This is a genomic window from Pseudoalteromonas sp. SWYJZ98, assembly GCF_015864495.1.
In the GTDB taxonomy this organism is placed as follows: domain Bacteria; phylum Pseudomonadota; class Gammaproteobacteria; order Enterobacterales; family Alteromonadaceae; genus Pseudoalteromonas; species Pseudoalteromonas distincta.
Map to the genome: position 1 here is coordinate 24,074 of NZ_JADYXA010000023.1, position 19,950 is coordinate 44,023.

Here is a 19,950-nt window from a genome sequence, read left to right on the forward strand (position 1 = left end):
AAATAATAATCTCATCAGACTTCTTATCTTCGCTATTCAATGGCTTTTATTTTGAGACTTAAGTTGCTCTCTCATTTCTAAAACTCGATCTGCCGAATAAGCTCCTGCTCTCATAACAACCAGTTCAACAAACGAAATATCAATTAACTTATGGTCAGCATCAATCACATAACAACTCACACTATGTGTGTATATTTCTAACTTATCCTCATCAGCAGATTTGCTAACAATCTTTGAAGTCACGATTTGCTGAAATGGCCGAAACCTGAATGTTTCATCTTCAATAACCCCCCCTGATAAAAACTCGCCAAGAAATATTTTTTCAATCCGAGTTGTAACTTCATCTTATGAATTCTTTTAACGTCCGCTTTGGCACATAACAGCCTGTCAAATTAATAAATTATATTCACTTGCCAGGCCAATATACATCTAATTTTAATTATAAACCTCATAAGTAGTACATTGTGAATATATTACTCATTAGACTTAATTACTTTATTTAAAGCTTGTATAAAGCCTCTAGGGAATATTTCATTTTGATATTCACTTCCTTTTATTTGGCCTAATTCAGTTTTTAGCCAACCATTGAGCTTAATACACTCATCCGATACAGCATAAGTAAGCGCTGATAACTCATTATTAGTTAGTTTTAAGTTAGGTATAAAGTCTGCTGTTTGGGTATATTGATTACGCTTATCGATTACTATTTCTGATTGACTTTTTAAGATATTCAGCTCGGTTTTAAATTTCTTTCTTTCAGCTAAAATTCTTGCAAAGTATGCGCGAGCCGCAATATCGGGTATTTTATTTAAAAGCTCATTATCTGTAGCTGGTGATACCACTTTATTGCCAATCGATTGACTTTTGATTAATTCAGCCCAATAACTAATTAATTTTCTATAGTGCACATTTTTTGTTGCACGAAGCGTTTCGTAACTAGGACCACCATTTTTATAACTTATCATTCCGATATTTGTTATTGAAAAATCAATATTTCCTTGCTCAAAATATTTAGATAAAATTAAGTTCAATTTATCAAGAGTATCTTTAGTCTTTTGTGTTCTCCCTTCTTTTAGAGCTTCTAGCTTCTCATCTTGGTGCTTTTTTTCTAAGTCTGATCGCATTCGGTGCCTCATTTATGAGAAGGTAAGTTGATATAATTGTTATGTGTCTCAGTGTACCCGGCATCTAGTAATTTTGAGTCAGTGAGGTATGTTTCGGCTTCAAGATAATCAGCAACAACTCTAAATCCTTCAAACTTATCATTCGGAGCGGCAATTTTAGCCATTTTTCTTATCATTGCATTTCCGGCAATTAACTGTTCTTTATCACCCATCTCTAAGAAAATAGGTTTTTTACCGTGTTTAAGTAAGATGCGACTTAATTGAATTGTACGTTGCTTTAAAGCTGGAGTTTTTTGCAATGTATCCATAAAATCTGGATATATTTCCGCATCCTCACATAAGCATGATAGATGCAATAGTTCAGATTTAGTTTCAATAAACTTCAAGGCCGTATTTACATCAGTTGTGTTTCCTAAGGCAATTAATTTAGTCTTATCATTGTCAGCTTCTCGGTTTTCTTCTAGCTGAATAATTTTAGATATAAGGCCAAAACATGATATCCAGTCTTTAGTATATTCGTCAGATTCAACTTTTTGTTTTTCAAACCTGCGTTGAAGTGAGTGGAGTTCTTCGAACTTTAGAAATGGTTTACCCTCTTGGTCAGTTATAAATTTACTGTCTTTGATTTTCTCTAATTTTGTCTCTAAATCCAATGCTAAGCTTGCTGCTTCATGAGCTTTGAAGCTTAACTGATTAAATAACGCATTTAGTTTAGGTAAATAAACAGCTTCGGTGATGAACCACCTACATCTAATACAATTTTCTGAGCCATTGGGTACTTTTCCATATACTCTATCTATTGCCCTAGCTTTTTTAACTAAAAGCTCACCACCATTCCAGCATCCACCAAGTGTACTCATTTCATCGGATCGAACATTATTACCACCTACTAGGCACATACCATAGGCTCTTTCTTCCCATCCTATAGGGTTTCTATTTGCTAGCGATGCAACGACACTATCTTCACTGTTATAAACAACGTTACATTTAATTTGACTGATTGATGCATCTTTTAAAAATGAGCGAAGTGAGCTATCAGAGTTTTCGATTAAGCTCTCCTCTGCCTCTCGCATTTTATCTGCCATAACTGACGGTGATATTTTGTTATAATATATTGTTGAAATAAGCCTTGTATGACCCGCAAGGAGTTTCGAAATTACTGGGATCGGTACGTTTGAATCCATTGAATAAGCTGTAATTAGACTTACTCTTAAACTATGTAGAGGGAAATGTGTAGTTGACCCTTTTGATTTTTCGTTTTCATAATTGACAACTAGGTTGAGTCTTTCTCCATTTTCAAGGGTATCACCAGTACTAAACAGATTAGTCTCTAGCTCTAATAATAGAGAATGCCAAAGGCGTTTTAGGGAATCAGCATCAATAGGTTTGAGCTTATCATCGCCTTGGGCTGTAGGGTCGCGAAATAAAAAACACATATTCCCCATTGCATTAAGCTGAAGTTCCGATTTAGTAGTGCCTAAGTGTTTTCTTGAAAGCTCCTTACAATGTGTTGGCCTGTCTATTGGGTTATATTTTACTTGCCAGTTTCTAAGTTTTTCAAGCCAATATAAAACCTCTTGGTGGTTCCAAGGTATTACATAGCCAGCGTCAACTTCAGCATCTGATGTTTTATTAGTGTTTATGAATAGCCCTGTTGTATGAGTTGAAGTATATTGATCATATATTCTCCTAAAAACACCTCTTTCAATTAATTTTGGGCTTGAGGTTTTTGTTAATTTATTTTCATTTTCTATCCAAGATTTATTGTCATATTTCCAGGTATCATCCTCTCCGGAGTCTAACATTCTAACTTGATATGTTCTCAGTGGTAAATGTAGTTTGATTAAGATAGCTAGTGATCTAACAGGAGACCACATTTGAAAAATTACTTTTTCAGTACCGCCTTTTGGTTTTATTTTTTTTCGGCGCCAAACACAGTCAGGATCATTTTTGTCGATTAAACTTTCAGGAACTTCAAACCAATCACCACCCCTACCTCCTGACCTAACTCCTGTTTGAACTTGTGCCCAACCCCAATCTTTAAATGACAGACAGTGGTATGTTTTATAGTGTTTGGTTGTTTTACCAGAGCTAGATGAAATTATATCTCTTAGCTTGAGTATATATTTATAAGGTAGCGGTTGACGAACGGTTTCAAGAGGAACACTTTTAAATTTAACCTTAGTAAATGGGTTAACAACTAATTTTTTTGGCACATTATGCTGGTCAGCAACTGTAAAATGCTTATTAACGACAAAGTCAATAAAATCAACTATATAGTTTGGTCTTCTTGACTGTTCATAAAGATCATTTACACCTGATAATTTCATTATTTCTACAAATTCATCTGAATTGCTTACATGGCCATTTGCACCTCTAAAAAAGTCATCAATATTAGATGCATATGGAGCATGTATAAAAAGATATTTTTCTAAGAAAAAAGTAAGAGCTACTCTTTTTACATCTATTGAAGTTGTTTGCATCCCAATCCATTCACTAGCAAGCTTCTCCCAACCATTCCATTTACTGCCGAGGACTTTAGATATCCAGCTAAATGTTAAATCAATACTTCGATTGTCATTTTTCTTAATTGGTTTTTTCATTTTATACCTTGAATTTTATGTTTTCACCCGAAAAGTATTGATTAGGATCTATGTCATTGAAACCATATTTAGTTAAGTTCTCCCAACTTAAATCTAACATCTTTTCACCTTTATCTAATGCTACTGAAGCAGCAGTTAAAGTATCTGATATTTCATTGAAATTTGGCTCTGTGTAAGGAGTTTGAGAGTCAAGCGATTTGTGATGCATACACCTTCTGATAATTAATGGATTTATATTTGCTCTTCGTAAACGCCGACCATAGCTATGTCTATGACCATGTGGATCATAACCAGCATGCTTTGAGGGCAATAAATTAATTCTTTTTAATGCATTTTTATAATTTTGATGAAATGCATTTAATGTGTAAGGTAAACCTAAATGTTTTTTATGAAATGAAATAAAGGCATAGGGATGATTGCATAAGATAGATGCTCGATATTGATGATAAATTTTCCAGAGTCTTAGAAAAATTTCACCATAGTATGAAGGGAACCAATTGACAATTATATAACCATCTTTGTGGTCTATAGTCCCGCCTTTCCAGCCTAAATGCTCAGTATTGAACATAGAAACACGTGGTACTCTGCCATATTTTTCTTTAAGGAATAATTTTCTAGAGTTTCCCCCCCTGTTCGATTTCCAGCCATAAGGAGCAACACCTTGCTCTTCATTATATATTTTAACATGCGCAGCATTATTATTTAGAGGGTCTAATTCAATATCTGAAACCCATAAACTCATGGCTTCACTCTCTCTTAAGCCGCCTCCATGCATAAGGAGTAAGATTAGCTTGTCTCTTATTGAAATTCTTAAATCACGTTGAGTTGAAAAACCATCGAAAAAAAGATTTTTAAATGTTTCTTCAGGAAAGGCTACAGCATCACCTTCGGCTACTAAATGTGTTTTCGTTGAGCAATAATTCATTTCTCTGTAGCTTAATGAGCTGTTTTTAAAAGACTTAGTATGTCCAAGAAAGTCATTTATATTTTTTCTATACCATGCCGAATAAAGTAAAACGCTACGAAAATCATTTTGGATAAGTTTATGAGTTTTTGTACATTTTGGCTCTAACCAATTTAGAAGTGATATTAAACAACGAATAATGTTTTTAGTATTAAGAAAGGATTTTGGTTCCCAATAAAGACCAGAAGGGTCGATCCCACGTTCATCTAAAGTGCCAGATCTTAACCTTAAAATGAATGAAGTGAGTAATCTGTCAGGCTCATTAAATATACTTTTATTAGCTTCCATGTAATCAAGAAATAACTTTATGGCTCTTACATAAGATATTAGAGAGGAGCGGCTTTTACCTTGTGCAGTTAAGACTAATAAATAGTCTGTAATTAGTGGTATGTCACCATTGGCGGTAAGAATTACAGGAACATTAACCCACGAGCCAGTATTATCTGTAATAATTTTTGCAATGACAGTTACTGTTGACATCTTAAACTTGAATTATTTTTAATATCAAGAAGTTAATCTATTTGAAAGGAAATATAAAGGAAATATTTTTTAACTTTAAATAAAAGTACATATGAACATAACTATATACAATAGACAGTATCGGACTTTAACGTTATTCTGTAAACCTATTATTTAATTGAATATTTATACATTATGCTTGTTGCTTTGGTTGATACGTTAAAACAATTAAGATATCAAATTGCCCATCTAGATGACGGTACTCTAAATTCAGAATACCCAGAACTTGCATCCTTTATACAGGAAGTTGGCTTGACTGTAACTGAATCAAAAGCCGATCTGACATTCTTATATCAGTTTTTATATGTTTATGGCAGAAAATCAGAAGCGACTTATAGCCGTTTTCGAAATGAACTTGAACGCTTTTATTTATGGTCGTGGTTAATAGCAGAAAAATCAGTATTCGATTTAAAACGTGAAGATATTGAAGCTTACGTTGATTTTATGGTTGAACCTGATAAAGAATGGGCTGCAACTTCAGTGCAATGGCGTTATAAAGATGAGCAAGGAATTCGTAGATTAAATCAAAATTGGCGCCCTTTTATGCTAAAAGAATCGACTGCCAGCCAACAAACTTTATCGGCCATGTTTACTGCCTTAAATGTATTTTATAAGTTTGCCCTACTCGAAGAAAAAACATTCGCGAACTTTGTCCCTGTTGTTAAAAAAAATAGCCCGTATTTAGTTGTTCAATCACAAATTCAAATTCCTGATACATTAAGTGATATTCAATGGGAATACGTTTTTGGTGTAACGCGTGATTTATGCGAACATAACCCTGATTTAGAGCGAAATTTGTTTACGCTTGCCTGCTTAAAAGGTCTTTATTTACGAATTTCAGAATTATCTGAGCGCCCACAATGGTCGCCGGTGATGTCTCATTTTTGGCAAGATAATGATGGATTTTGGTTTTTACGTATAATGGGTAAAGGTAATAAATTACGAGATGTAACCTTGAGTGATGATTTTGTTGAATATTTAAAACGATACAGATTATATCGAGGTCTACCTGCCCTTCCTCGGGTTGATGAATCTGAGCCGTTAGTTCATAAAATTCGCGGTCAAGGTGGTATGACCGTAAGGCAAATTAGGCGTTTAGTTCAACAAAGTTTTGATTATGCTCAGCAATCATTACTTAATGATGGTTTTAAAGATGACGCTGAACAACTTGGCGCTGCAACTGCACATTGGCTTCGTCATACTGGTGCTACACATGATGCGCAAACCAGACCGCTCAAACATTTATCAGAAGATTTAGGCCATTCTAAAATTGCGACTACCGATCAAATTTATATTCAAACAAATATTAAAGAGCGAGCAAAATCAGGACTTAAAAGGAAAATTTAATGGAGTATTTAGTAATATCATTTATAGGCGGACTATTTTTAATTTATTCTTTAACACTTCGCCAGTTAGAAAAAACAGAAGTAACAGGCCCAATGTTTTTTGTTGTTGGGGGAATATGTTTAGCTTTAATGCTACCCAACGAAGGGGATAAAATAAAAGAAGGCGTTGATCTTTTATTACCATTTATAGAGCTTACGCTAAGTATATTTTTATTTTCTGATGCAGCTAAATCAAAGTTAAGTGTATTAAGGCATAGTTTTCAGTATCCTAGTTTACTGTTGTTTGTTGCCCTACCCTTAACTTTATTACTCGGTATTGCTGTTGCTTTATTTTTCTTTGCTGAGCTTTCACTTATTCAAGCGGCGTTGCTCGCTATTATTTTAACACCTACTGATGCGGCATTAAGTAAAGGGTTACTAGCAAGTACACAAGTGCCTGAAAAAATACGCGAAGGAATAAATACTGAAAGTGGTTTGAACGATGGATTATGTGTGCCCATATTTTTAATATTTATATTACTCGCTAAAAATCCTGACTCAGCTATTACTGCAACACAAACATTAAGTGTGTTTGGCCGAGAGCTTGGCCTGGCTCTATTAATAGCTATTACAAGTATCGCTGTTTTTATACCGAGTTTAAACTTTGCAATGAAACGTCATTACTTTGCACAAAATACCAGTCCATTTTTATTACTTGGTTTTGCTATGGCTGTGTTTTCTGTCACTCAGTATTTTCATGGCAGTGGATTTATTGCGGTGTTTATTGCAGGTTTACTATTTGACAAATTTTCGACTGAAGAAGTTAGAACAGAATTAATTGAAGACTCAGAGCACATCGCAGATTTTACATCGCTAATGATTTGGTGTTTGTTTGGGTTTGTTTGTGCTTACTTAGTTATCCCGAAATTAAATACTGAAATTATAATTTACGCTTTATTAAGTACAACATTAATTAGAATAATTCCTGTTATGTTGTCACTGCAGTTTACGGCATTGAATATTAAAGAGCGTTTTACATTTGCGTGGTTTGGACCAAGAGGATTAGCATCAATTGTTTTTACATTGATGGTGATTGATACGCAAATAGAAAACAAATATCAAATAGCGACAATAGCAATGACGACTATTTTGTTTAGTGTATTTATTCACGGTATAAGTACAAAGCCAATTGCAGACAGTTTCGCTAAAAAATCTAAATAGCTTTTATAAAAATTAGTGAATTTTTTGCCGAGGTATCAAGGCGTTTTTCCAGCATCAAAAACGATCATTTAATTAAGCGAATGGGTATTAATAAAAAAAGGCGTAACTTATTTTTAAGTTACGCCTTTTTTTAACTTTTATTAGCTAAGTACCTGTGCGAGTAATTCAATTGGGTGTTTTGGTTTAAATTTCTCAAAACGTTTAACTTGGCTACGACAAGAAAAGCCCGTAGATAAAAGTTGCTCTGGTTTATTTTTATCTACAATTGGTTTCCAACTCATTTCGTAAAGTGCACGTGAGTTATCTTGATTTTGTGCTTCGTGGCCATAAGTCCCCGCCATTCCACAGCAACCTGTATTTGTTGTTTTTAATGTTAAACCAATATCACTGAAAATTGTTTGCCAAACATTTGCCGCTTTTGGCAGCGCAGTTGTTTCAGTACAATGACTCAGTAATGTAAATTCGGTATCTGTATTTTGTTTTGCGCTTAGTGATTTAAACGATTGTGTTTCTAACCATTCATGGGCAAGTTGCACATTAAATTCACCACGGTTATTTTCTAAAATTGTATTATATTCATCGCGGTAGCACATAACGAGTGAAGCATCTAAACCGACTAACGGTGCATTGATATCATTTAATTTATTTAAAAACTCAGCTGCATTTTTAGCTGTAACTTTAAATTCATGCAAAAAACCTTTTACGTGTTGCGGTTTACCATTTGGTTTAAAAGGTAATAGCATTGGTTTTTTGCCAAGTTGGGTTATTAAAGTAATAAAACTTTCTACTAGTTCGGCTTCGTAAAAGCTCGTAAATGGGTCTTGTACTATTAATACATATTCACTTTGTTGCTCTGCATTTAATTTATTTAATAAATCAAAATCAAATTTTTGTGTTTTAGTAATACGTTTTGAAAGTGCAGGAATACTTAACTGTGGTGTATCAACATAGCCAACTGCTTTTTTAATAACATTGCTTACTAATGATGTTTTAACAATTGGGTTTATAACTTTTGCAAACTTTGCCATTAATGGCGCGCTGTTTTCTATGTTACCAACCAGGTAATCTTTTAGCGGACGTGCATAATAACTATGATAATAATTTAAAAAGCGCGAACGAAAAGTAGGAACATCTACTTTAATTGGGCAAGCAGTTGTACATGCTTTACATGCTAAACATTCATCCATTGACGCTTTTACTTCGTGAGAAAAATCGTAAATACCTTTTCGTTTTTCGCGGCTGTGAACGAAACGTTCCCACCAGGTGATTACTTCACCTTTGTTAAGCTGCTTTTCTACTTCGAGTAAATCTACATTTTTTGACTCTTGTAAACGAAGCCATTCGCGCATTAAACTTGCGCGACCTTTTGGTGAATTACGACGATCGCCGGTTACTTTATACGATGGACACATAGGTGAATTTTCATCGTAATTAAAGCATATGCCATTACCATTACAGGTCATTGCATTGTTAAAACTGGTTTTAACTTCTATTGATATTTGCTTATCGAAGTGCGATCTCTTTTGTCCATCAACACTAACTAGTGAGTCTTCACTATCGATAGGAGTACATATTTTACCGGGGTTAATGCGGTTGTTAGGATCGAAAGCTGTTTTTATTTTACGAAGTTGCGTATATAAATGCTCACCAAAAAATTCAGGGCTGTATTCACTTCGGTAACCTTTACCGTGTTCGCCCCACATTAAACCACCGTACTTAGCGGTTAGTTTTACTACTTGATCTGAAATAGTTCTAAGTAGTTTTTCTTGTTCTGGGTCGCACATATCAAGTGCTGGGCGTACGTGTAAAACCCCAGCATCAACATGGCCAAACATACCATATTGTAAATTATGGCTGTCGAGTAATGCTCTAAATTCGACAATATAATCTGCTAAATTTTCAGGGGGTACTGCAGTGTCTTCTGCAAAGGCGAGTGGTTTTTGACTGCCTTTTACATTACCTAATAAACCTACTGATTTTTTACGCATTGCGTAAATTTTTAGTATATCGCTTTTATCACTGGTTAACTGATATCCAATAACGCCATTAGTTTGATTTGCTACGCATTCATCTAGAAGCTTACAAAGTGTGTCTACTTTGTCTTTTATATCATCGTTTGATACTGCATTAAACTCGACCATGTTAAGGCCTTGCATATCTTTATTTGGTACGTCGGTTATTAAGTCCGATACTAAATTCCAAATGATGTCTTCACGCGCTAAGTTTAAAACTTTGCTATCTACGGTTTCTACCGATGTTGCGCGTGCATCAACTAAAAACGGTGAATGACGAAGTGCTGAATCAAAGCTATCGTACTTGATATTTATAAGGGTTTTAAATTCAGCAATCGGTGTTAGGTTTAATTTAGCTTCAGTTACTATACCCAATGAGCCTTCTGAACCTGTTATTAGTCGGCTCATGTCAAAAGTAAGTAAGTCATCACTTAGCACATGCTCTAGGTCGTAACCGGTTAAAAACCTATTTAACCGTGGAAACTTAGCTAAAATAGCTGCGCGTTCATTAACTGAAATATCTAAAACTGTTTTATATAAACTACCAATTAAAGAGTCTTGCTCGGCTATAATTTTTGCTTTGTCGATGTTTATTGGTGAGGTACACATAGGTGTACCATCGACTAAATAAGTTGTAAGCCCTAAAACATGATCGCTTGTTTTTCCGTAAACTAACGACCCTTGCCCAGATGCGTCAGTACTTATCATGCCACCAATAGTTGCCCTGTTACTAGTAGATAAATCGGGTGAGAAGAAAAAACCATAAGGTTTTAAAAAGTCATTAAGTTGATCTTTTATTACGCCAGTTTGAACGCGTACCCAGCCTTCTTCTACATTTATTTCGAGGATTTCGCGCATATAGCGAGACAAATCTACAACAATACCTGGTGTTAACGATTGACCGTTAGTACCTGTTCCGCCACCACGAGGGCCAAAAGTTAATGATAAAAATGGGTCGCGAGATGCAGTTTGCAGTGCGAGTTGAATATCTTTTTCATTTTTTGGAAAAATAACACCTTGGGGTATTTCCTGATACACACTGTTATCGGTTGAAGCAGTAATACGCGTTGCATAACTGGCATCGGTATCTCCACTAAAACCTTGGCTTGCAATGGTATTTAGGTAATTTGCGACAAGTACTGTCGCGGCATCTTGCTGTGTAATTGTTGCTATCATGACGACGATATTTTAGGGCATTTGACTAATTATATCATGGTGATGGCGAATAGAAATTGAAGATTTTACAGTTTGTAACACTCTTTTAGTCGATTTTAATGCAGCTTAAATTATACTCAAGTTAACGAGTAATGAGGTGTGTTATATGAAAAAATTACTATTACAGATCAGTGGCGTGCTATTTATTTTGCTAGGATTATTTTTTGCGATCGTCCCTGGCCCATCGATTATATTTTTTATGGCGGGTTTATTGTGTCTTTCGTTTTACTACCCTAAAGCGCGACATTACTTATCACTTTGTCAAAAGGCGTTAACTAAATCATGTGCTTATTTAGATAAAAAATTAGCCCGTTAATTTAACTTTTAATTGGTTATAAAAAAATGCCAGCAATACATTGCTGGCATTTTTTATAGCTTACCTATTTATTACTTTGCTAATTTTTTAGCTAGGTATAACCATGTTTCTATTACTGTGTCTGGATTGAGTGAAACAGAGTCAATGCCCTGCTCTACTAACCATGCTGCAAAGTCTTCGTGATCTGAAGGACCTTGACCACAAATACCTACGTACTTGCCTTTTTCTTTAGCTGTTTTAATTGCCATAGAAAGTAGTTTTTTAATTGCTGGGTTACGCTCATCAAATAAATGTGCGATTAAACCAGAATCACGGTCAAGACCAAGCGTTAACTGTGTTAAATCGTTAGAGCCGATAGAAAAACCATCAAACATTTCTAAAAATTCATCAGCAAGTAATGCATTTGAAGGCAGCTCACACATCATGATTACTTTAAGACCATTTTCACCACGTTTAAGGCCATGCTCTTCTAGTAGTTCAATTACGCGTTTACCTTCTTCAAGGGTACGTACGAATGGGATCATGATTTCTATGTTTGCCATATCCATGTCGTTTCTTACGCGTTTTATAGCTTCACATTCTAATGCAAAACAATCGCGGAAATCTTCAGAGATATAACGTGCGGCGCCACGAAAACCAATCATTGGGTTTTCTTCTTCTGGCTCGTATTGCTGGCCACCAACTAGGTTTGCGTATTCGTTTGATTTAAAATCAGACATACGCACAATTACACGCTCCGGTGCAAAAGCACAACCAAGCGTTGAAATACCTTCAACCAGTTTTGTTATGTAAAACTCTACTGGTGATTCGTAACCGGCAATCATGTCAGTAATTTCTGCTTTTAATGCATCTGTTTGCGCATCAAAATTTAATAACGCTTTAGGGTGAACGCCAATCATACGGTTGATAATAAATTCAACTCGCGCAAGGCCAACACCTGCATGCGGTAAGCGTGCAAAGTCAAAGGCGCGATCGGGGTTACCCACGTTCATCATTACTTTCATTGGTAGTTCTGGCATTTTATCAACGCGTGACGTTAGTATTTCAAAATCTAAAATACCTTCGTAAATAAAGCCGGTATCGCCTTCGGCGCACGATACTGTTACTTCTTGTCCCGCTTTAATTAAATCAGTTGCATTACCACAACCAACAACTGCCGGAATACCAAGTTCGCGTGCAATGATTGCCGCGTGACAGGTACGGCCACCACGATTTGTAACAATCGCTGCTGCACGTTTCATGATTGGTTCCCAGTCAGGGTCGGTCATATCGGTTACTAAAATGTCGCCTACTTGTACCTGGTCCATTTCTTTAATTGAATCAAGAACACGTACAACACCGCTACCAATTTTGTGACCAATTGCACGGCCTTCAACAAGTACATTACTTGTGCCATTTAATTGAAAACGTTCCATTACGTTTGAGTCTTCGTTTGAGCGGACAGTTTCTGGACGTGCTTGAACTATATATAGTTTGCCGTCGTTTCCGTCTTTTGCCCATTCGATGTCCATAGGACGACCGTAATGTTTTTCAATGATTACAGCTTGTTTGGCAAGATCTTGCACTTCTTCATCTGTAATCGAAAATTTATTAGAAAGCTCAGGGTCAACATCAACGATGTCTACTTGCTTACCATGTGCTTTGTCTTCTGAGTAAATCATTTGTATGGCTTTAGAACCAATATTACGACGTACTACTGAAGGTTTGTTTTTAAGGAGTGTTGGTTTATGAACATAAAATTCATCAGGGTTAACCGCGCCCTGTACAACCATTTCACCTAAGCCGTAGCTTGATGTAATAAATACAACGTCTTCAAAACCAGACTCTGTATCAATACTAAACATTACGCCAGATGCTGATTTATCTGAACGTACCATGCGCTGTATACCTGCTGATAACGCTACACCACGGTGATCGTAACCTTGGTGAACACGATATGAGATTGCGCGGTCATTAAATAATGAAGCAAATACGTGTTTAATAGCGACCATGACTGAATCGATACCGACAACGTTAAGGAAAGTTTCTTGTTGGCCTGCGAATGATGCATCTGGCATATCTTCAGCGGTAGCTGATGAACGTACTGCAAATGAAACATCTGCTGCAGTATCGCCATGGAGTTGGCTATATGCGTCGCGAATGGCTTGATCTAGGTTTGGTTGGAATGGTGTGTCGATTATCCATTGGCGGATATCGGCACCGACTTTAGCGAGTGTATTTACATCATCAACATCAAGTGTATCTAGGATGTCATGAATTTTGGCGGTGAGTCCTGATTGATCTAGAAACTCATTAAAAGCATCTGCGGTAGTTGCAAAACCACCCGGTACTTGTACACCTGCGTTTGCGAGGTTTGAAATCATTTCGCCAAGTGACGCGTTTTTACCGCCAACTCGAGGAACATCTTGCATACCAAGCTCTTGATACCAGAGAACGTATTCTTGCACGGATCTTTCTCCAAAAAAAACAAATTGTAGGTCTAACTGTGAGAGTTAAGAAAGAAAACCTTTTATAAAGGTCGTCATCATTCTACACTGGCAACAGTCCTCACGTAAACCGTGGGAAACCCATTTTAGGGATTTAAACGCAATAAAAAGGTTAATTATGAGAACTGCTTTTTATATATCAGATGGAACAGCAATTACTTCAGAGGTGTTTGGGCATGCGACTTTGTCGTTGTTTCCTATCGATTTTAATCATAAAACAATTCCATTTGTAGAAACTGAAGAAAAAGCGCACGAAATTAAAGCTTTAATTAATGCAACCGCTGCAAAAACAGGTGAAAAGCCTTTCGTGTTTTTTACTTTTGTGAATCACAATTTAAGTGAAATTATAAAATCGGCTGATGCAGTTACGTATGATTTTTTAACTACGTATAGCGAAAAAATAGAAAAAGAGCTCAACGTAGCCCCTGTGCCAAAAATGCATCGTACGCATTCTATCCACGAAAAAAGTTATGATTTTAGAATTGATGCGGTTAACTATGCGCTTATGAATGATGATGGCGGAAATATTAAAAACTTTTCCGAGGCAGACATCATTTTAATTGGCGTTAGCAGAAGTGGTAAAACCCCGACAAGCTTATACTTAGCACTGCAGTACGGCATTAAAGCGGCTAACTACCCTATTACAGAAGAAGATTTAGATAATGAAGGTTTGCCTAAATGTTTAGTCCCTTATAAACATAAGTTATTTGGGCTCACGATTGACCCTGAGAGGCTTGCAGCTATAAGGCATCGACGTATGGCTAACTCTAAGTATGCTTCAATTAAACAGTGTCGTATTGAAGTGCGCGAAGTAGAAATGTTGTATAAGCGTCACAAAATAGCTTACTTTAATTCTACGCATCATTCTGTTGAAGAAATTTCTGCAAAAATACTGATAGAGACAGACTTGGAGCGACGTAAGTACTAACTTAGTCATCAAATTTGAAATAAAAAAAACCGCAACTAAGCGGTTTTTTTGTATCAATAAATATTATTTACGTGCGTCTTTTAGTAAATCAGCGACTAAAAAGCCTAACTCTAATACTTGGTCGGCGTTAAGGCGTGGATCACACTGCGTTTTGTAACGCTGCGCTAGGTCATCGTCAGATAAACCGTAAGCACCGCCTGTACATTCTGTTACGTGCTGACCTGTCATTTCTAGGTGAACACCACCTGCGTATGAACCTTCAGCTTTGTGTACAGCGAAGAACTGACTGATCTCGCGCATGATATTATCGAAGTTACGCGTTTTGTAACCTGAAGTCGCTTTTTCAGTATTACCGTGCATTGGATCTGAGCTCCAAATTACTTTACGGCCTTCTTGTTGAACTCTTCTTACTAGTGCTGGGAGTTTTTCTGGCAGTACGTCTGCACCCATACGCGTAATTAGCGTTAAACGACCAGGAATATTATCTGGGTTTAATGCGTCAATTAAACGAATTAGGTCGTCAGGGTCCATACCTGGGCCAACTTTAACACCAATTGGGTTTTTAATGCCTTTAAAGAATTCAATATGTGCATGGTCTAGTTGGCGTGTACGTTCACCAATCCAAACAAAGTGAGCAGAACAATCGTACCAGTCACCCGATAAATGGTCGCGACGTGTTAGTGCCTCTTCGTAACCAAGTAGTAAAGCTTCGTGAGAAGTGTATAAATCGGTTTCTTTTAAGCTTGGTGCAATTGTAGAGTTAATTCCGCACACTTCCATAAACTCTAGTGCGTCTTGAATTTTATCTGCAAGTTGTTGGTATTTTTCTTTAAGTGGATTTGCAGCAACAAAGCCCATGTTCCAGCGGTTAACCTGGTGAAGATCGGCTAGGCCACCTTGTGCAAATGCACGTAATAAGTTTAACGTAGCAGCACTATGATGGTATGCAGTCATTAAACGTTGTGGGTCTGGAATGCGCGCTTCTTCTGTAAACTCAATATTATTAATAATGTCGCCACGGTAAGATGGTAAAGACACGCCATTAATTGTTTCTAAGTCTGCTGAACGAGGTTTAGCGTATTGACCAGCCATACGCGCTATTTTAACTACTGGGCATTTACCGCCATAAGTTAATACAACAGCCATTTGTAAAATTGTTTTGAATGTATCGCGAATATTAGCGGCATTAAAATCGCTAAACGACTCGGCACAGTCACCACCTTGAAGTAAAAATGCACGACCTTCGCACACGTCTTCAAGTTGTTTGAATAGGCTTCTTGTTTCTTCGGCAAAAACTAGAGGCGGAGCCGTTTTTAATTGGCCTTCTACTGATTTAAGTATTTCTTGATCTGGGTACTGTGGCTGCTGCAGTATTGGCAGCTCTCTCCAGCTATTTGGGTTCCACGATGACATAATTTTTCCTCATTCCTACATTACCTGATAAGAAGAAATTAACGTATGCAGACCCCTATGTTCAAGGACTAAATTCACTATTTTCCAATTATTTAGTTATGAGTTAAGTATAAAAGTAATTTTACTTAACTCAGGTGATTATATAACAATCACTTTAGTTTTATTTTAAATAAACTAAAGTGATTAAAAACATACAATTAGAGTTAATTAGTTTCAATTTTAACACATTGAGAATAAATAAAGCACAAGGGTATATTATATGTATTTTACTTAAGAACACATCATACTTAAATTGCATCAAATGTAATCTTAACTTTACGCGCTAAATTAATTATTAACTAACAAGGACTATGTGCAGGCCTAAATATATGATATGTCATTTTGTGTTGCTCATTTATATGTACTTTAAGCCTAGTAGAATAACGCTGTTGATTATTCTCATGCCAGAATATACTTACAACTGACACAAGGTTAATCTGCTGATTCACCCCTCATCTTCTCACCCTGCCGTCAGCGTTATTTAGCAAGTTGTGATAACTAAAAACTTAACTGCCAGTGATGCCTTAAATGGCTCTCATGTAAAAAGCATGTATGACATTCTAAGGTTTTGGATGATAGACCCATAGTTAAAACACGTTATAATATTAATCACTAATTAGAGAAACAACCAAAACTAACACTATTATTTTGAATACAACCGCACCAAGTTCATTTTACATTCCTCATTTATTACACTACATGGGCAATTAAGCTCTAAGCGAACTAACTCTTTAATCAATAAAACAGTACTAAATTACAGGAATAAGTAGAACTATCCATCCTAGAAAAGAACACACCATACTCATACTTCTTTTAATATTATCTGATCAACGAGTATTATTTTTTAAAAAGTTTACTCAATGCAAAGTCCGTGCAATAATATGAAATTAGTAAGATGTGTTCTTTAAGGTGTGCCGTGGTTACTAAAGTGCAAATTAGGAGTCAGTTTGATTTAATGAACGAATTAACTTTAAGGTTAATTGAAGAATTAAACGAATGTGAGTTTTCCAGAGCAGAGTACTATCAGTTACCTGATGTAAGTAATTTAGATGAAAATAAGGTTCCTGAGTCCATACTTGTCTCTAAAATAACTGGAGCGCCGGCTCAAAAGGCAATTTTAAACTCCTTTTCTGACATTTATAAAAAATCGGGCTTAAGCAGTCGCGTGTTAAAAAGGCACCCTGGTTTACTTGTTATTAAAAATGCAGATAAACAAGCTTTAAATAATCGTATAGCACAGGTTAACAAAGCTAAAGCTAGTTTCAAAGAGTGTATATTGGCAATTGATAATAACGATGCCCGATTTGAGGCTGTTCATAATGCAATACCAAATTTAATAACACTTGCTGCTTATCGTAAGATTCACAGTGAGAGTGAATCACCATTTTCTGTTAGGTTTACTTGGATGCACAAGCACGCAACTAAAACGTTGACTAAAAAAATGGCCCTCGAAATGCTCGACAAATCGGCCTGTTATCGAAATCCAAGAATGATAGATCAGCAAAAATGGCAATCACTTGTAGCTCAAGAACAATTACGGGTTGCTAGTTTAGGTGAAAAGGAAAAATTAAGAATTCGTCGCCCTACTCGCGTAAGCCCTCAAGTTAATGTGAGATACACAGCACAAAACCGCTATCATGTGAGCGCCGCATTACCATTTATTCTAATTAATCCAGAACCAGACGTTAAACTAGGTATCTTACCTGATTATAAAAAACCCGAAGCTCATCCTCGAAAACGTGAGTATGATTTTTTAGTTGATAGGCTATATTTAGAACAAGTTGACCGATAGCTATTATGTTAAAAAGGCCACAATATGTGGCCTTTTTAGTAAATATGTACAGTATTTAAATAACGTTTATTATTTTTCTACTATCTCTTCTATTTTATCTTCATCAATTAACACTGCATTTTCAACAATACGTTTACCGCCTTGAATCTCAATGCGTTTGTTGTGTTTGTTCAATGTAAGTATTTCATCGCAAAACTGATCAGACGGGTGCATTTCGTATGTGTAATCAATAATGTTACCATTTTTGTCATCTTTGACGTTTGTAATGCTGTATTCTGATATAGCACCTTTTTCAATCAAATCTTTCATTGTGGTGGTCATATCACGACGAAGCGCTTTTAATTTATTTTCCGTAATATCATCAGTTGAATAAATAGATCCGTATTTTTCCATAATAGAAAGTAATCTAAAATGATAAGTTTTACCTGGAGCTGCATAACGCCAAAGGTGATACAAACGAAGCATCATCCAACGCGACAATCCCCGTTTTAATTCTTGTGCACTATTAAAGTAATACCCTTTGTATTCAAGGTTATCAATCATGTTATGAACAAACGCATTTAAGCAGGCCACACACTTTACATTGCCACCTTGACCTTTTTTGCCACTAAAGTGAAGTGACGATAAAAAGTTCATATTTGACTCGTAAAACGAATCATCTATATCGGAGTTTTTAGTATCGGTTGCTGAATATTTAAATGAAAGTTTAGAACCTTGCAATGCTTCAAGTGACTCTTTAATAGCAGGATATGGCATTGACTGCCCTACCGCTTTGAGCTCTTGCGCTAATTCGTTCATAGAAAAAACAACCGCGTATTGAATACCGGACTTAAAATTAATTTTTACTATTTTGCCTTTAGAAGCTAAACGAATAAGTGCTCGTTCTACTTTTTCTTCTCTGTCCGATGGCCAAACAAGATACTCAATATCTTCGCCATCTTTACGAGTACTGACAACAGCAGGGGTAATTTTTATCTCACCATCGTATAAAATACCATCAACTTTCTCCGATATTTTACGCGTAATGATTGTTTTTTTAGGCGCTTCTTCAAGTGGCAATTTTTTATAGCCAGAGCGAACAAAACGGCCCCACAAATCATAATGATTAAACGTGTTTGAATATGCACGTAAACCATGAGCTGCATTTTCAATAGAAATTCGCACGTCTTTGTTGTCTGTAAATAGTGCTAAACTTTCGTTATCAATTGCACTTTCCACCCCGTGGATTTGGCCCCTGAGTGTATCGGGCAAATTATCTACCGAGATGTTGACCTTTCGGCTCATTGTTCTTATTTCCATTTTTATTGCGACATCTAATAACAACACATTAAACAACAAAAGTTAAATGTTTAAGTTAGTATAAAAGTGATCTGACTTTAAATAAAACGTTTAGATCACTATTATACTAAGTAATGTACATAACTTGCGATTTCAGATCATATTTTTACTAACTGGGTCATCACAAATCTGTTTTTTACTAACTCAGCTGTTATTTTGTCCATCACAATGGCTTTATTTTAAAATTTAGCACGACAAATTCACAATAAAATTAATATCCCTGTGGATAAAGGCTTATCGAGTTAGCATAGATCTGATCTGTACCAAGTACAGATCAGATCCATACTAATTAAACGAACCTATTGACGCTAAGGTTAGTGCATAACTTTATAATTTACTTAGTAAAAAGTTGATCTCAAGGGCTCTTTTTGTTCATAACCTTATGCGCAACCTGTGGGTAACTTGATTTAAAAAATAAGGCTTAGTAAAAAGCTGATCTGCAGGTAGATAAAGATCTGATCTTAACCAAGTATAACGCTGATCTGCTTTTTTTTATATTGTTTATATTAATCATAATGTTATGTGTTAATTTTAGGCCCTTAACCTTTACTACCTTATATATTTAACCACCTTTAAACTTCTTTATTTATACTAAGCAACATTAAAAGTGTAAAAGTGTAAAAGTATTTTTAAATGTCTTCTTTTTAAAACGCAT

The 19,950-nt window shown here is 35.8% G+C and carries 12 protein-coding genes; 5 read left to right on the forward strand and 7 right to left on the reverse strand.

Annotation, left to right across the window (positions count from 1 at the left end; all coding sequences use genetic code 11):
- Window positions 1-473 precede the first annotated feature (473 nt).
- Genes gmtX through gmtY form a run of 3 tightly spaced genes read right to left on the reverse strand, consistent with a single transcriptional unit; the run spans window position 474 to window position 5,171 of the window.
- Window positions 474-1,124, reverse strand: a complete 651-nt coding sequence (gmtX, locus tag I6F10_RS13300; protein ID WP_138561106.1) for a gamma-mobile-trio protein GmtX — start codon at window positions 1,122-1,124, stop codon at window positions 474-476.
- A gap of 8 nt (window positions 1,125-1,132) precedes the next feature.
- Complete coding sequence (gmtZ, locus tag I6F10_RS13305) at window positions 1,133-3,727, reverse strand: gamma-mobile-trio integrase GmtZ (RefSeq protein ID WP_138561104.1); 2,595 nt, start codon at window positions 3,725-3,727, stop codon at window positions 1,133-1,135.
- 1 nt (window position 3,728) lies between these two features.
- Window positions 3,729-5,171, reverse strand: a complete 1,443-nt coding sequence (gmtY, locus tag I6F10_RS13310; protein WP_197098966.1) for a gamma-mobile-trio recombinase GmtY — start codon at window positions 5,169-5,171, stop codon at window positions 3,729-3,731.
- A gap of 174 nt (window positions 5,172-5,345) precedes the next feature.
- On the opposite strand from gmtY, the gene I6F10_RS13315 reads away from it, so the two are divergent.
- Together I6F10_RS13315 and I6F10_RS13320 are read left to right on the forward strand one after the other, a co-directional pair.
- Complete coding sequence (locus I6F10_RS13315) at window positions 5,346-6,557, forward strand: tyrosine-type recombinase/integrase (RefSeq protein ID WP_024605346.1); 1,212 nt, start codon at window positions 5,346-5,348, stop codon at window positions 6,555-6,557.
- Complete coding sequence (locus I6F10_RS13320) at window positions 6,557-7,756, forward strand: cation:proton antiporter (protein ID WP_024605347.1); 1,200 nt, start codon at window positions 6,557-6,559, stop codon at window positions 7,754-7,756. The genes I6F10_RS13315 and I6F10_RS13320 overlap by 1 nt, the downstream gene beginning before the upstream one ends.
- 140 nt (window positions 7,757-7,896) lie before the next feature.
- On the opposite strand, the gene ydiJ is transcribed toward I6F10_RS13320, so the two are convergent.
- Window positions 7,897-10,944, reverse strand: a complete 3,048-nt coding sequence (gene ydiJ, locus I6F10_RS13325) for a D-2-hydroxyglutarate dehydrogenase YdiJ (protein WP_197098967.1) — start codon at window positions 10,942-10,944, stop codon at window positions 7,897-7,899.
- 145 nt (window positions 10,945-11,089) lie between these two features.
- Between ydiJ and I6F10_RS13330 the strand changes: the two genes are divergently transcribed.
- The gene (locus tag I6F10_RS13330; RefSeq protein ID WP_197098968.1) at window positions 11,090-11,299 is read left to right on the forward strand and encodes a PGPGW domain-containing protein; all 210 of its coding nucleotides are present in this window, start codon (window positions 11,090-11,092) and stop codon (window positions 11,297-11,299) included.
- Window positions 11,300-11,370: 71 nt separating this feature from the next.
- Here I6F10_RS13330 and ppsA read toward each other — a convergent pair whose 3' ends face one another.
- Complete coding sequence (gene ppsA, locus I6F10_RS13335; RefSeq protein ID WP_007378803.1) at window positions 11,371-13,746, reverse strand: phosphoenolpyruvate synthase; 2,376 nt, start codon at window positions 13,744-13,746, stop codon at window positions 11,371-11,373.
- 157 nt (window positions 13,747-13,903) lie between these two features.
- Between ppsA and ppsR the strand changes: the two genes are divergently transcribed.
- Window positions 13,904-14,713 carry a posphoenolpyruvate synthetase regulatory kinase/phosphorylase PpsR gene (gene ppsR, locus I6F10_RS13340; RefSeq protein ID WP_007583184.1) on the forward strand — a complete coding sequence of 270 codons (810 nt, stop codon included), beginning with the start codon at window positions 13,904-13,906 and terminating at the stop codon, window positions 14,711-14,713.
- A gap of 63 nt (window positions 14,714-14,776) precedes the next feature.
- Here the strand turns inward: ppsR and I6F10_RS13345 are convergent, their stop codons facing one another.
- Window positions 14,777-16,126, reverse strand: coding sequence for a class II 3-deoxy-7-phosphoheptulonate synthase (locus I6F10_RS13345; RefSeq protein ID WP_024596521.1), 1,350 nt, complete (start codon window positions 16,124-16,126; stop codon window positions 14,777-14,779).
- Window positions 16,127-17,081: 955 nt separating this feature from the next.
- Between I6F10_RS13345 and I6F10_RS13350 the strand changes: the two genes are divergently transcribed.
- Window positions 17,082-17,957, forward strand: coding sequence for a DNA replication terminus site-binding protein (locus tag I6F10_RS13350; RefSeq protein ID WP_165743960.1), 876 nt, complete (start codon window positions 17,082-17,084; stop codon window positions 17,955-17,957).
- A 69-nt stretch (window positions 17,958-18,026) separates the two neighbouring features.
- Here I6F10_RS13350 and I6F10_RS13355 read toward each other — a convergent pair whose 3' ends face one another.
- Complete coding sequence (locus I6F10_RS13355) at window positions 18,027-19,241, reverse strand: replication protein A (protein WP_165743961.1); 1,215 nt, start codon at window positions 19,239-19,241, stop codon at window positions 18,027-18,029.
- Window positions 19,242-19,950: the final 709 nt, after the last annotated feature.

Excerpts from the sequence above, each read along its gene's own strand:
- gmtX (WP_138561106.1), bottom strand. The coding sequence starts at position 1,124 with ATGCGATCAGACTTAGAAAAAAAGCACCAAGATGAGAAGCTAGAAGCT.
- gmtZ (WP_138561104.1), bottom strand. The coding sequence starts at position 3,727 with ATGAAAAAACCAATTAAGAAAAATGACAATCGAAGTATTGATTTAACA.
- gmtY (WP_197098966.1), bottom strand. The coding sequence starts at position 5,171 with ATGTCAACAGTAACTGTCATTGCAAAAATTATTACAGATAATACTGGC.
- I6F10_RS13315 (WP_024605346.1), top strand. The coding sequence starts at position 5,346 with ATGCTTGTTGCTTTGGTTGATACGTTAAAACAATTAAGATATCAAATT.
- I6F10_RS13320 (WP_024605347.1), top strand. The coding sequence starts at position 6,557 with ATGGAGTATTTAGTAATATCATTTATAGGCGGACTATTTTTAATTTAT.
- ydiJ (WP_197098967.1), bottom strand. The coding sequence starts at position 10,944 with ATGATAGCAACAATTACACAGCAAGATGCCGCGACAGTACTTGTCGCA.
- I6F10_RS13330 (WP_197098968.1), top strand. The coding sequence starts at position 11,090 with ATGAAAAAATTACTATTACAGATCAGTGGCGTGCTATTTATTTTGCTA.
- ppsR (WP_007583184.1), top strand. The coding sequence starts at position 13,904 with ATGAGAACTGCTTTTTATATATCAGATGGAACAGCAATTACTTCAGAG.
- I6F10_RS13345 (WP_024596521.1), bottom strand. The coding sequence starts at position 16,126 with ATGTCATCGTGGAACCCAAATAGCTGGAGAGAGCTGCCAATACTGCAG.
- I6F10_RS13355 (WP_165743961.1), bottom strand. The coding sequence starts at position 19,241 with ATGAGCCGAAAGGTCAACATCTCGGTAGATAATTTGCCCGATACACTC.